At 73.0% G+C, this 13,588-nt stretch carries 11 protein-coding genes and 1 tRNA gene; all 12 read right to left on the reverse strand.

Annotated elements, in window-relative coordinates; translation table 11 throughout:
- Positions 1-74: 74 nt before the first annotated feature.
- The gene (locus tag BIV01_RS15315; protein WP_071296525.1) at positions 75-1,121 is read right to left on the reverse strand and encodes an NAD(P)-dependent alcohol dehydrogenase; all 1,047 of its coding nucleotides are present in this window, start codon (positions 1,119-1,121) and stop codon (positions 75-77) included.
- Between the two features lie 142 nt (positions 1,122-1,263).
- Positions 1,264-2,379 (reverse strand): glycerate kinase family protein, encoded by a 1,116-nt coding sequence (locus BIV01_RS15320; RefSeq protein WP_071303588.1) that lies wholly within the window; start codon positions 2,377-2,379, stop codon positions 1,264-1,266.
- 392 nt (positions 2,380-2,771) lie between these two features.
- A complete protein-coding gene (locus BIV01_RS15325) occupies positions 2,772-4,127 on the reverse strand; it encodes a M20/M25/M40 family metallo-hydrolase (protein ID WP_083414072.1) in 1,356 nt (451 codons plus the stop codon).
- A complete protein-coding gene (locus tag BIV01_RS15330; RefSeq protein WP_071303411.1) occupies positions 4,124-5,686 on the reverse strand; it encodes an ABC transporter substrate-binding protein in 1,563 nt (520 codons plus the stop codon). The genes BIV01_RS15325 and BIV01_RS15330 overlap by 4 nt, the downstream gene beginning before the upstream one ends.
- Positions 5,683-6,813 carry an FAD-dependent oxidoreductase gene (locus BIV01_RS15335; protein WP_071303412.1) on the reverse strand — a complete coding sequence of 377 codons (1,131 nt, stop codon included), beginning with the start codon at positions 6,811-6,813 and terminating at the stop codon, positions 5,683-5,685. Before BIV01_RS15335 ends, BIV01_RS15330 begins: the two co-directional genes overlap by 4 nt.
- Positions 6,810-8,078, reverse strand: coding sequence for an NAD(P)/FAD-dependent oxidoreductase (locus BIV01_RS15340; protein WP_071303413.1), 1,269 nt, complete (start codon positions 8,076-8,078; stop codon positions 6,810-6,812). The genes BIV01_RS15335 and BIV01_RS15340 overlap by 4 nt, the downstream gene beginning before the upstream one ends.
- 69 nt (positions 8,079-8,147) lie before the next feature.
- The gene (gene bla, locus BIV01_RS15345) at positions 8,148-9,104 is read right to left on the reverse strand and encodes a class A beta-lactamase (RefSeq protein ID WP_071303414.1); all 957 of its coding nucleotides are present in this window, start codon (positions 9,102-9,104) and stop codon (positions 8,148-8,150) included.
- A gap of 26 nt (positions 9,105-9,130) precedes the next feature.
- Positions 9,131-10,141 (reverse strand): ornithine cyclodeaminase family protein, encoded by a 1,011-nt coding sequence (locus BIV01_RS15350; protein WP_071303415.1) that lies wholly within the window; start codon positions 10,139-10,141, stop codon positions 9,131-9,133.
- A complete protein-coding gene (locus BIV01_RS15355) occupies positions 10,138-11,040 on the reverse strand; it encodes an ABC transporter substrate-binding protein (RefSeq protein ID WP_071303416.1) in 903 nt (300 codons plus the stop codon). Before BIV01_RS15355 ends, BIV01_RS15350 begins: the two co-directional genes overlap by 4 nt.
- A 71-nt stretch (positions 11,041-11,111) precedes the next feature.
- Positions 11,112-12,560 (reverse strand): MFS transporter, encoded by a 1,449-nt coding sequence (locus BIV01_RS15360; RefSeq protein WP_254791851.1) that lies wholly within the window; start codon positions 12,558-12,560, stop codon positions 11,112-11,114.
- 182 nt (positions 12,561-12,742) lie between these two features.
- Positions 12,743-13,360: a GntR family transcriptional regulator gene (locus tag BIV01_RS15365; RefSeq protein WP_070417122.1), complete on the reverse strand. Its 618-nt coding sequence runs from the start codon at positions 13,358-13,360 to the stop codon at positions 12,743-12,745.
- Between the two features lie 14 nt (positions 13,361-13,374).
- Positions 13,375-13,448 (reverse strand) — tRNA-Gly (locus BIV01_RS15370).
- Positions 13,449-13,588 lie beyond the last annotated feature (140 nt).

A 13,588-nucleotide genomic window follows, 5' to 3' on the forward strand; every position in this document is an offset into this window, starting at 1 on the left:
GGACAGACCTCGGGACGGACGGGAGGCGCGGTGCCAGCAGGCACCGCGCCTCCCGTCGCGTCGGTGGTCGCGTGCTACGCGAGCGTCGCCGCGTCGATCACGAAGCGGTAGCGGACGTCCGAGGACAGGACGCGCTCGTAGGCCTCGTTGATCTGGTCAGCGCTGATGAGCTCGGTCTCCGGCAGGATCCCGTGCTCGGCGCAGAAGTCGAGCATCTCCTGGGTCTCGCGGATGCCGCCGATCGCGGACCCGGCCCAGCTGAGCCGACGCGGGATCAGGGCGAACGCCGGGACCTCGAGCGGCTCGGACGGTGCGCCGACGTTGACGAGGGTGCCGTCGACCTTGAGGAGGCCGAGGTAGGCGCCCATCGGGATCTTCGCGGAGACCGTGTTGATGATCAGCTCGAAGGAGCTCGCGAGCTTCTCGAACGTCTCCGGGTCCTTCGTCGCGTAGTGGGCCGTCGCGCCGAAGCGGAGCGAGTCCTCCTGCTTGGAGGTGGTCTGCGACAGGACGGTGACCTCGGCGCCGAGTGCGACGGCGATCTTCACGGCCATGTGGCCGAGCCCGCCCATGCCGATCACGGCGACCTTCGAGCCGGGGCCGACGCCCCAGTGGTGCAGCGGCGAGTAGGTGGTGATGCCGGCGCAGAGCAGCGGCGCGACCTTCTCGATGTCGAGCGACTCGGGGACGCGGAGGACGAAGTCCTCGTTCACGACGACGGCCTGCGAGTAGCCGCCCTGGGTGATGCTGCCGTCGGCGGGGTCGACGCCGGCGTAGGTCTGGATGTTGCCCTTGAGGCAGTACTGCTCCTCGCCCTTGACGCAGTTCTCGCACTCGCCGCAGGAGTTCACCATGCAGCCGACGCCGACGCGGTCGCCGACCTGGTGCTTGGTGACGTTCTCCCCGACGGAGGTGACGTGGCCGACGATCTCGTGGCCGACGACCTGCGGGTACTGGATCTCGCCCCACTCGCCGCGGACGGTGTGGATGTCCGAGTGGCAGATGCCGGCGTAGGCGATGTCGATCTCGACGTCGTTCGGGCCGACGTCGCGACGGGTGATGGTGGTCTTGACGAGCGGCTCGGTGGCCGACGGTGCGGCGTACGCGTTGACGGTGCGCATGGTCTCCTCGTGGGTGGTGCGTCCGGGCCGGTTCCGGCCCTCCACCAGTGTGGTGGAGCGCGCCATCGGGTGGGAGGTCCCGTTGGGGCACCCCTGCACGGAATGCGGGCGTGTCGCGCGCGGGCGCCGGGCTCGCTGGGCGTCAGGCCAGGCGGGCGAGTCGCTGGCCGGCGATCCGGGCGAAGCGCAGCGGGTCGGCGAGGGCGTCGTCCGGCTCGCCCGTCGTCTGCGTGGCCAGCACGGTGAGCGAGGCGGCAGCGTCGAAGTCGTCGAGCGCGGCGTCGATCGCCCCGGCCACGAGCATCGCCCGGGCACCCGGTGCGTGCGTCGACGCGAGGGCGCGCACCACACTCGGCACCTTGCCGGCCGCGGACTGCCCGTCGTACCGGCCCTCGCCGGTGATCACGACGTCGGCGCCGTCGAGGAGCGCCGGCAGTCCGAGGACCTCGGCGACGGCGGCCGCTCCGCCCGCCAGCGTCGCACCCCAGGCGAGCAGTCCGAACCCGACTCCGCCGGCCGCTCCGGCCCCGGGGGTCGTCGGGTCGACGTCGGGGAAGCAGCGCGCCCAGTCGGCCAGCCGGGCGTCGAAGGCGGCGATCCGTTCCGGTGCGATGCCCTTCTGCGGGCCGAACACCGCGGCGGCGCCGGACGGTCCGAGCAGGGGCGAGGTCACGTCGGTCAGCACGACGGCGCCGTGCTCCGGCAGCCGGCGCATCCACGTGGTGTCGACGCCGGTGACGTCGTCGAGCAGCTCGGCCCCCTGACGCGGCCGCGGTGGGTGTTCGGGGACGGCGGGATCCCGGTGGACGAGTGCACCCAGCCCGATCAGGGCGTCGGCACCGCCGTCGGTCGAGGCGCTGCCGCCGATGCCGAGCACGAGCCCGGTCGCCCCGTCGTCGAGGGCGGCGGCGATCGCCTCGCCGAAGCCCCGGCTCGTCGCGGTGTCGGGCAGGACCTCGGACAGCAGGGGGAGCCCGCTCGTGGCGGCGAGCTCGACCACGGCGCGGCCGTCGGGCAGCTGCAGCCAGTGCGTGTCGACGGGGGTGCCGGCGGGACCGGTGACGGTGATCGGCACCCGGACGGTCAGCGGGATCGCCGTCTCGAAGGCGTCGAGCGTGCCCTCGCCGCCGTCCGCCATCGGTGCCAGGACGACCTCGTCGCCCGGACGTTCGGCGAGCCAGCCGTCGCGCACGGCCGCTGCGATCTCGGCCGCCGTCGCGGTCCCCTTGAACGAGTCCGGAGCCACCACGATGCGCACGGCACCACCGTAGCGGACGGCCGGCGCACCCCGGACGGCCCGCGCGCCCCGGACGACCCGGGCGCCTCGCGCGCCCCGGCGCACCGGACGGGCCGGGCGCCTCGTGCGCCCCGGACGGCCCGCGCGCCCCAGAATGCCCGGGGGCCTCGTGCGCCCCGGACGGTCCGGACGGCCCGCGCGCCCCGGGTGGTCCGGCCCGCTCGGACGGCAGCGGCGGTTCCGACGGCCGGACGCCCTGGGCGAGCGGCGCCGTCCGTCACCTGCATGGGACCCGCCATCGGCCAGCGTCGGTGACCGTTCTGGTTCGCGAGACCCGGGATTCGTGCACCAGAACGGTCACGGCCGAGACCGAACACGGACACCCACCCGCGGCGTGATCGGCCGCCGCGGGGTCAGGGGGTGGTGAGCGAGGCGAGGAAGAGCGCCTCGGCCAGGGCCATGTGCTCGATCTCGGACGGGTCGACGCTCTCGTCCGGGCCGTGCACGTTCGCCGCCGGCTCGGACACCCCGGCCAGGATCACCTCGACGTCCGGGATCGCCCGCTCGAGCGTCGCGCACAGCGGGATCGAGCCGCCGCCGCCGAGCGACCCGACCGGGGCCCCGTCGTACGCCTCCGAGAGCGCCGCGCGGAACGCCGCCGACGACGGACCGCCCTCGGCGCGGAACCCGGCGCCCACCCCGGTGACCCGAGCCGTCACCTCGACGCCGGCCGGTGCGCGACGCAGCAGGTGCGCGACGAGCAGCTCGCCGGCCGCCGCGGGGTCGACACCCGGCGGCACGCGGAGGTTCAGCGCGGCACCGGCGGTCGCCTGCACGGACGGCGAGGACCCCGCGACCGCCGGGGCGTCGATGCCCACGACCGTGAGGGCCGGGCGTGCCCAGACCTGGGACGCGGGGTCCGCCGAACCGATCGGCTCCGCTCCGTCGAGCAGCCCGGCGTCGGCGGCGAACCGGTCGGCGTCGTACGGCAGGCCGTCCCAGGTCTGCGAGGCGTCGAGGCCGACGACTGTGGTGTCGCCGACCTCGTCCCGGAGCGTGGCGAGGAGCGCGACCAGCACCGCGATCGCGTCCGGCGCCGCCCCGCCGAACATCCCGGAGTGCACGGTGCCCCGCAGCGCGCGGACCCGGAGCTCGACGAACGCGGTGCCCCGGAGCGTCGTCACGAGCGCCGGCACCCCGACCGCGGCGTTCCCGGCGTCCATCACGACGGCGGTGTCCACGTGCCGGAAGTCGGCGGCGTGCGACGACACGTACTGCTCGAGGCCGTCGGTGCCCTGCTCCTCCGAACCCTCGACGACCACGACGAGCCCGACCGGGAACGCCCCGTGCACGTCGAGCAGCGCCCGGAGTGCCACGAGGTGCGTGACGATCCCGCCCTTGCAGTCCGCCGCGCCGCGGCCGTACAGCCGCCCGTCCCGCGGTGTCAGGGTCCACGGATCGCTCGTCCAGGCCGCGAGGTCGCCCGCGGGCTGCACGTCGTGGTGCGCGTAGAGCAGCACCGTCGGCGCCCCGGCCGGCGCGGGGTGGGTCGCGATGACCGCCTGCGAGCCGTCCGCGGTGGTGGCGAGTCGCGCCTCCAGGCCGAGGTCGGCGAACGCGACCCGCACCGCCTCCGCGACCCGGTGGCAGTCGTCGAGCGACTGCACGGCGGGGTCGTGGACCGACGGGATCACGACGAGCGCGGCGAGGACGTCGAGCCCGGCGGGCATGCGGGCGCGGACGGCGGCGCGCAGCGGTGAGCTGCTCACGAGCGACCGATCTCCCAGATCCGGAACTCGCCGGACGCGTCGACCGACTTCGACAGCCCGGTCAGCGACCCCTGCCCGATGACGTTCTCCTGCCCGGCGAGCAGCGGGATGAGCGGCACCGACTCGGCGGTGTCCTGCTGGATCTGCTCGATCTGCTGCTTCCGCTGGGCCGCGTCCGGCTCGACGGCCTGCGACGCGACGAGGCCGTTCACCGTGGCGTCGTCGAAGTGGTTCGCGAGCAGGTTCACGTCGGTCGCGCCGTACGCCGGGGTCAGGTACGACGAGGCGTCCGGGTAGTCCTGGAAGAAGCCGAGCTGGAACACGGGGTACTCGCCCTTGCCGACGTTCCCGACGTAGGTGTCCCAGCTGGCCGACTGCAGGTCGACCGTGAACAGGCCGGTGTCCTCGAGCTGCTGCTGGATGAGCGCGTACTCGTCGTCGGAGCCCGAGCCGTAGTGGTCGGTCGTGTACTCGATCGGCAGCCGCACGGGAGTGGTCACACCGGCATCCCGCAGGATCGACTTCGCGTCGGCGCCGTCGTACGCGTCCTCGAACGCCTCGGCCGCGCCCTGGAACCCGTTCGGCACGATCGAGTACGCCGGGGTGTAGGTGCCCTGGTAGACGTCCTTCGCGATCGCCTCGCGGTCGATCGTCGCCGCGACGGCCTGCCGGATCGCCTGCTTCTGCGCGGCATCCTTCCCGGGCATCGTCTGCAGGTTGAAGGCCAGGAACCGGACCTCGCCGGAGTCGCCGTGCACGGTCTGCAGCGAGTCGTCCGAGGACAGCGACGTCACCTCGGTCGGGGTGAGCTGGCGGTAGGCGACGTCGGCGTCGCCCTTCTGCACGGCGAGCTTGAGGTCCGCGGACTTCGTGTACTGCTTGATCGTCACGCTCTTCGTGGCCGGCGCGTCGCCGTCGTACCGAGTGTTCGCGGTGAGGGCGATCGTCGCCTCGCCGTCCGCGGCGTCCTGCAGCGCGTAGGGCCCGGAGCCCACGACCCCGTCGTTCGCGTGCACCTTCGTCGCGGAGAACACCTTCGAGTCCACGATCGCCCCCGCCATGCTCGCGAGCACGTACGGGAACGTCTGGTCGTCGGCCTGCTTCAGGGTGAACGTCACGGTGCTGCCCGACGCCGACACCGACGCCATGTTGGCCAGCAGCGAGCCCGGGCCGTTCGTCGACCCGAGGGACACCTGGCGCTCGAACGAGAACACCACGTCCTTTGCGGTCAGGTCGTCACCGTTCGAGAACGTGAGGCCGTCCCGGATCTCGCACACGTAGTGCGTGCCGTCGGTGAAGTCGCAGGACTTCGCGACCTCGGGGCTGGTCGTGGTCTTCCCGGCGGGGTAGGTGAGCAGGTGCTGGTAGAGCTGCGTCTGCACCGTGTAGCTCCCGCGGTCCCAGGCGCCGGCCGGGTCGAGGGACGTCACGACGTCGGTGGTGCCGACGACGAGCCCGTCGACGGCGTCCGTGCCGGACGAGCCGGTGGACGCGCAACCGGTGAGCACGGCGGCGGCGGTGGCGGTGAGCGCGATGGCGCTGAGGAGTCGGGTCGTCATGGTCCTGAGGGAGTGGGGTGGTGCTTCGAGAGGGAGAAGCGGGCCGGGGGTGGTGGCCCGTCGGTCGCGAGGTCGGCGATCATGTCGCCGAGCAACGGCGCGAACTTGAAGCCGTGGCCGGAGAACCCGGTCGCGACCGTGACCGGACCTCGACGGTCGATCACGAAGTCCTCGTCGGGGGAGTTGTCGTACAGGCAGCTGATGAACGTCGGCTTCGTCGCGTCGACCCCCGGCACGTACCGGGCGACGTACGCCTGCAGGCGCTCGGCCTCGGCGGGCACGGGAGTGAAGTCGCGGTGGTCGGGGTCGACCACGGGGCCGGTGCCGTGGAACCCGACCTTGACGCCCTCGCCCGGGGTCAGCAGGCCGTACACGTCGTCGCCGTCGGCCCAGTGCACGAAGCTCGGCCAGGCCCCGTCCGGCAGGCGGCTGGGGAAGTGGGCGGGCTGCTCCTGCGTGACACGGAGCGCCGGGAGGCGCGCCCCGCGTTCCGCGAGCAGGTCGCCCACCAGCGTGGGTGCCCACGACCCCACGGCCGCGACCACCGAGGACGTGCGGTGGGTGGACCCGTCGGACAGCGTCACGGTCACCTCGTCGCCGTGGTCCTCGAGCCCGGTGACCCGGGTGTCGAAGCGGAGGTCGGCGAGCCCCGTGCGGTCGGCCAGCGTGAGGAACACCTCGATCGCGCGGTCGGACCGGATCCGCCCCGCGGTCGCGTGCGTCAGGACGTGCCCCTCGAACGCGATGCCCGGCCAGCGCGCGGCGGCGGCGTCCGGGCTGAGGGTCTCGTGGGGGATGCCGGCGTCCGCGAGCGCCGTGGCGATGGCGTCGACGACCGCGGGCCGCCCGTGGTCGACGGCGCCCGTCCGGACGATCAGCTCCTCGCCCGCCGCGGCCTCGAGCGCCTCCCACAGTGCGAGCGCCCGGGTGGTCAGTGCGACGTACTCGGCATCGGCGTAGCCCTGCCGGAAGATCCGGGTGGCGCCGTGCGACGACCCCCGGTGGTGACCCCGCTCGTGCTGCTCGACGAGCACGACGCGCTCGCCGCGGAGCGTGAGGGCGTACGCGGTGGCGGCGCCGACGACCCCGCCGCCGATCACGACGTGCGTCGTCGTCCGGTCGCTCATGCCGTCGCTCCGGCTCGTCGGGCATCGGCCTCGCGTCGGGCCGGCATCATCGCCACGACGTCGGCCTCGCTCGGCGCACGGGCCGGGAAGCGTGCGGGGTCGTACCGGCTCGGGTCGCCGAGGGTGGTCGTCCCCGTGACGCTCAGCTCGGCGGCGATCCGGCCGAGACCGGGGCCGTGGGTGACGCCGGACTCGTTGTCCCCGCCGGCCACCACGAGCCCGGCGAGCTCGGGGACCGGGCCGACGATGAAGTTCCGGTCGGCGGTCATCGACACCACGCCCTGCGTCGGGGTCTCGTCCGCTCCGAGCACGCTCGCCGCCGCTGGGAGGAGCCGCGCGACGATCGGGTGCACGGAGGTCCGCACGGCGTCGAGCAGGTCCGTCCGGACGGGGCGGCGCGCGGGATCGGTGCCCCGGTCCGCGCCACCGACGTGCAGCGCCTCGTACCCGCTCCCGGCGCCGTAGGTCAGGCCGCCGCGGTGCTCCCGGATCCAGAGCCCTTCGAGCTCGGGGAGCATCAGGGTCGGCAGCGTGCCCGGCAGGCCGAACGGCTTCGTCACGAGGCGGCTCGCGACCACGCGCACCGTCGGGAGCTCGCGACCGAGGGGCGCGAGCAGGGCGTTCGTCCAGCTGCCGGCGGCGAGGACGACCCGCGCGGCGTCGATGACCTCGCCACCCGCGGTCCGGACGCCCGTGACGGAGCCGTCCCGCGCCTCCAGGCCCGCGACCGCGGTGTGCTCGCGGATCGCGACGCCCTTCGCCCGCAGCGCACCGACCAGCGCGGCGGCCGTGTCGGGCGCGCTGATCTGGATGCCGTCCGGGTGCAGGAAGCCGGCCGTCACGGCGGACGGGTCGAGTCCGGGGACGAGCTCGGCGGCCTCGGCCGGGGTGAGCGTCCGCGCACCGGCCGGGCGCAGCGGGTGGTCCTCGAACGGCGGGATGTGGTCCGCGCGGCCCTGTTCGGTGACCGTCAGCCAGACGTTCCCGTTGCGGCGGTAGCCCGTCGGACCGTGGCCGGACTCGGCCAGCCGACGGTAGAAGTCGACGCCGTACTGCTCGACGTCGCGTTCGGACTCGTTCCAGTACCAGGCGTACCCGGCTGCCCACTGGCCCACGAACCCGGCGCCGGCGGTCGTCGTGCCACCGGCGGCGGGGCCGCTGTCGACGAGGACGACGCGCTGCCCGAGGTCGGCGAGGTGCCACGCGGTGCTCAGACCGATGATGCCGGCGCCGACGACGACCGTGGGGGAGTCGGGGGAGGACATGACCAGATCGTAGTTGCCCGGCGTCCCCGACAGGTGTCGTGCATGACGCCGTGTGACGCCGGGCGGCCGTCAGCCGTCGAACGCGTCGAGCACCGCCGCGGCGGACCGTGCGACGAGGGCGTCGTCGTAGGCGGTGTCGGGGGCGTTGCGGGTCGTGAGGACGGCGATGACGATCGGGCCGCCGTCCGGCCGGGTCACGCGTGCGACGTCGTTCCGGATGCCGCCCGCGCCGCCGGACTTGTCGACCACCGTCCAGCCCTCGGGAGCGCCCGCGCGGACGAGGGTGTCGCCGGTGGCGTTGCCGCTCATCCAGTGCTCGAGCAGCGCGGTGTCGGAACGTCCGAGCGTCTGGCCGTCGAGCACCGTGGCGAGGGTCGCCGCGAACGCCGCCGGGGTCGTGGTGTCCTCGGTGCTGCCGGGCTCGATCGTGTTGAGGGCCGGTTCGTCGTGCACGACCTCGGTGGTGCGGTCCCCGAGCTCCGCCAGTGCTCGGTCGAGACCCGCGGGGCCTCCGATGCGGTCGAGGACGAGGTTCAGGGCCAGGTTGTCGCTCTGCCGGACCGCGGCCTCGGCGAGCTGGGCGACCGTCAGGCCGTCGGCGACGTGCGCGCTCGTGACGGGGGAGTGGCCGGCAGCGGTGGCGTCCGCCGCACTCCAGCGCACCCGCTCGTCCCGGTCGGCGCCGTGCACCGCGCGGAGGAACTGCGCCGCCGCGAACGCCTTGAGGGTCGACGCGTAGCCGAAGCGGCGGTCGCCGTTGTACGCGACGGTCTCGCCGGTGGTGGTGTCGGTCGCGACGACGCCGACCGTGGCGTCGTACTCCCGCTCGAGGTCGGCGAGGGTGCGGGCGACGGCAGCCCGGTCGGCGGCGGCGATGGTCGGGGTCGGCGAGGGCGTCGGTGCGGACGCGGGCGTGCGCGTCGGTGACGGTGCGGCCGCGGTGGTGCCCGGGCTCCCGCCGCTGCAGCCGGTCAGGGCGAGTGCGGCGACGATGCCGGCGATGACCAGGGGGAGAGCACGGCGCATGGCAGCACCCTGCCGCCCGACCCTGGTCACCTGCCGGGAACCGGTACCCCGACCCGCGCGACCGCGACCTCCGTCCCGACACGCCGTTCCCGCGCGAGCTCGATCACGCGGGCGGCGACGGCGAGGTCCTGCGCGCCGAGCCCGACCGAGTCGAACACGGTGACCTCGTCGTCCGTGGTCCGGCCCGGGGCACGCCCGGCGACGACCTCGCCGAGCTCAGCGGGGTGGAGGTCCTGCGGGACCGTCCCCTCGACGACGGCCTCGAGCAGGTCGCCGGACTTCGTCCATGCCGTCGCACGGCTGTCGACGAACAGGGTGCCGCGCGCCATCGCGGCGCCGTCGAGCTCCCGGTGGGTCGGGCGCGGACGTGCTCCGACCGCGTTCACGTGCTGGCCCACGTGCAACCAGGCTCCTCGGACGACGGGATCGACCGAGGGCGTGAGGGTGCAGAGCACGTCGGACCCCTCGACCACCCGACGGGCCTCGTGCACCACCCCGCACCGCCCGGCGACGTCCGGGCCGACGGCGTCGAGGAAGCGGGCGACCGTTCCCGACGAGCGCGACCAGAGGACGATCCGCTCGAACGGTCGCACGGCCTCGAACGCGCGGACGTGCTCGACGGCGAGGTTGCCCGCGCCGAGGATCCCGAGGGTCCGGCTGCCCGAGCGGGCGAGGTGCTTCGTCGCGACCACGGTGGTCGCCGCGGTCCGGGCCCGGGTGATGGCCATGCCGTCGAGGACCGCCACGCACTCGCCCGTCACCGACGAGGACACCAGGATCGTCGACCGCTGCGAGGGCAGCCCCCGTGCGCTGTTCTCGGGGATGTCGGCCATCAGCTTGACGGCGACGAGCCCCAGTCGGTCGGACCGCACGGCCATCGGCAGGAAGAGCGCGTCGTCGGCGCCGGTCAGGGCGACCGGAGCCGGCTGCTGCATCGCGCCGGTCCCGAGGTCGGCGTGGACGGCCTCCACGGCCCCGACGACGTCGACGGCGTCGATGAGACCGGCGACGTCGGCGGCGCCGAGGACGACGGTCACGACGCGGCGACGGCGGTCGAGGCGCCGAGCAGCTCCTCGAGCGACGGGGTGTGGGTCGTGAGCCCGCCGTCGAACAGGATGCGCATCCAGCGGTCGGAGGCGTCGCGGTCGACGACCGCGGTGTCCCAGACGCCCCCGGCGGCCATCTCGTCGGCGGCCCGCCGCAGCAGGGCAGCGTCCTTCTCCGGCCACCGGGCGGCGAGCACGGCCGCGATCTCGGCGTCGGCGTCGCCCGCGGTGATCTTGGCCATCGCGGCGGCGATGCCGTCGATGAACCGGTCGACCCGGTCGCCGAGCTCGTCGATGCGGTCCGTGCGCGTGTAGTAGACGCTGTTCGGCATCACGCCACCGGCGTCGAGGTGCCGGAAGACGATGGTGCCCCCACCGGCGGCGACGAGTTCCTGGGCGGAGACGAGGTCGAGGATGATCGCGTCACCGAGGCCGCCCTGGTAGAGCTCGATGAGCATCGCGGTGGAGAGGTCACGGACGAAGCGGGTCGCGGCGACGTCGAACCCGGCCTCGCGGACGAGTCCGGCGGTGAACTCGTACGGTGCGCTGCCGCCGGCCCCGGGCGCCAGGACGACCTTGCCGGCGAGCCAGTCCAGGGTGATCGGGGCGGTCTCGTCGCGGGCGACGATGGTCATCGGGAACCCGTGGTTGAGCTGTCCCACGACGGAGAGCTTCCTCGAGGTGCCGGCGTACATCGCGGGGACCCACAGGCCGCCGAGCGCGAGGTCGGCCTCGTGCGAGTCGATGTCGTCGAGCACGCCGGTCCACGGGTCGCACGCCTTCGCGGTGACGGCCAGGCCGCGCTCGGCGAACAGTCCGCCGACGTCGGCGACGTACTCGGGCAGGTAGTTCAGGCCGTTCGCGGTCGCCGAGATCTTCAGGGTGTCCATGGTGTTCTCCGATCGTGGGGTGGTGGGCCGGGATGTCCGGCCCACCGGGGTGGTGCGGGTGGTGCCGTCGGTCAGGCGGTGGAGGTCGAGAGGGCGTTCTCGTTGACGTCCTCGAGGGACCGCCCGCGGCTCTCGGGGGCGAAGCGCGACGCGACCACGAGCACCGCGTACATGACGGCGGCGAGTCCGAAGACACCGGCGAAGGCCCACGAGCCGTACAGGGCGATGGCCGCGAAGGGCATGACCGCTCCGGCGATGTTGCCGATGCCGTTGACGATCGAGGCGCCGGATGCGCGGATCGCGGTCGGGTAGACCTCGGCGGTCCAGGCGGCGAGCGTGGTGTTCGTCAGCATCGTGAAGAACTGGAAGAGGGCGCCGAGCACGAGGATCGCGGCGGTGTCGTTGCCGAACGCCGCGAACGCCAGGGCGGTGAGGCAGCCGAGGATGCCCGCGACGGCGATGAGGGGCCGGCGTCCGACGCGGTTGGCGAGGAGTGCCGCTGCCGTGCACCCGAGGAGCGAACCGATGTTCATGATCATCGTGTAGAGCAGGCTCTGCGACACCGTGTAGCCGCGCTCGACGAGCAGGGTCGGCATCAGGAAGTTCAGGGTGACCTGGACGCCGAAGGCCATCCACGACGCGACGCCGATCGCGATCGTCCGGCGGAGCACCAGCTTGTGGAAGACCGCGGCGGGCGAGGAGTGCAGCGCGACCGGGGGCAGGTCAGCCGGCGTCAGACGCACCGGGGGCGCGGTCTCGGCGGGCGGCGTGAGCGTGTTCGAAGCGAGGATCGCGAGCGATCGGTTCGCCTCGTCGACACGGCCCTTCGAGAGCAACCAGCGCGGCGTCTCGGGCAGCTTGCGGCGGTACAGGACGACGAACAGTGCGGGGATCGCGAGGATCACGAAGGTCCAGCGCCAGACGTGGTCGTCACCACCGAGCGGGACGGCCAGCGGCCCGAGCAGCAGCAGGAAGAGGCCGTAGGAGATGAAGTTGCCGATGCCGCCGGCACCGACGTTGATGGTCGCGATGAGACCACCGCGGTACTTCGTGGCCACCATCTCGGACAGCATCGCGATGCCGATCATGAACTCGCCGCCGACGCCGATGCCGACGATGAACCGACTGACGAGCAGCATGTCGAAGTTGAACGACACCGCGCTGAGCAGGCCGCCGAGCGTGTAGACGAGCAGGTTGAGGCCGAGCGAGAACCGTCGGCCGTACTTGTCGGCGAGCCAGCCGGCCAGGAACCGTCCGACCAGGCCACCCAGGACGGTGGCGGTGTTGATCGTCGAGAGCTGCACGTCGCCGATGGCGAGCGAGGCCTTGATGTTGGTGGCCATCGCGCCGACGGAGTTCTGCTCGAGCGTGTCGAAGAACTCCCCGGCGAGGATGAGCATGAGGACCCAGAACTGGGCCCGGGTGAAGCCGATCGAGTCGAGGGCGGATCCGATGCCGCCCTCGGGTCGGGCGGCGGACGCGGTTCGGGTTGGTGCGGTGGAGCGGGTGACAGCGGACATTCGTGACTCCAGCGGGGGAAGAGTGAGGGCGGTGCACCGTGCGGTCACTCTTTTGTATACGAAAAGCTGTTTCAGGCTGGTTTCGAACACGAGACGGTTCGTTACGGCTGCCTGTGTCACCCGGACATTCAAGCATTAGGGCCGACGTCAACCAAACCCCTCGTGGGGTTTCGTATACGTTCCTAGGGGTTCAGCGCCCGGTAGATCGCTTCGTCGCGGCGCAGGTGCTCGTCCATCAGCAGGCCCGCTTGCACCGAGGCGCCGCGCAGGATCGCGCCGGCGACGGCGGTGTGGTCATCGCTGCTCGACGCCACCTCGTCCTGCGTCACGCGCTCGAAGGCCCAGGCAGTCTGGTGGATCAGGTGGTCGATCATCGTCTCGAGTCGGCTGTTCCCCGCGGCGCGCGCCACCAGCCCGTGGAACGCGAACCGCGGCGACTGCGCGGCCTCGATCTCCTGGTCGGACCGTTCCTCGTGACCGACGGCGCGCAGCAGGTCGGCGCACTCGCCGCCCTGGCGACGAGCGGCGAGCTCGGCAGCCAGCACCTCGAGTCCGCGGCGGATCTGCATGAGCTCGATGACGACCTCGGTCGAGGAGTCGGCGACGCGGACGCCCTTGAACTTCTCGGACTCGACGAACCCCTCGGTCTCCAGCTGACGGAGTGCTTCACGCACGGGGACCCGTGAGACCCCGAAGCGTTCGGCCAGGGCGTCTTCCTTCAGGCGGGAGCCGCGTGGCAGCGTACCGGCGATGATCTCGGCCCTGATCGCCTTGAGGACAGATGCCGGCTTGGACTCCACAGCACGATGCTAGTTGGAGCGAGTGACGGGAATCGAACCCGCGCTACCAGCTTGGGAAGCTGGAGTTCTACCATTGAACTACACTCGCGCACCCCGCTCAGCGGGACGTCGCAAGCCTAGCGGATTCTGCGCTGGACGCCAGCCGAGTGCCCGCCGAGCGTGGCGCTGCCGACCCGCACCGCGCCTCCTGGCCGGACCCGTGTCTCCGCTGTGAGCCGGTCCGTCTGA

Origin of the sequence: Curtobacterium sp. MCBA15_013 (assembly GCF_001865095.1) — a bacterium.
Classification (GTDB): Bacteria; Actinomycetota; Actinomycetes; order Actinomycetales; family Microbacteriaceae; genus Curtobacterium.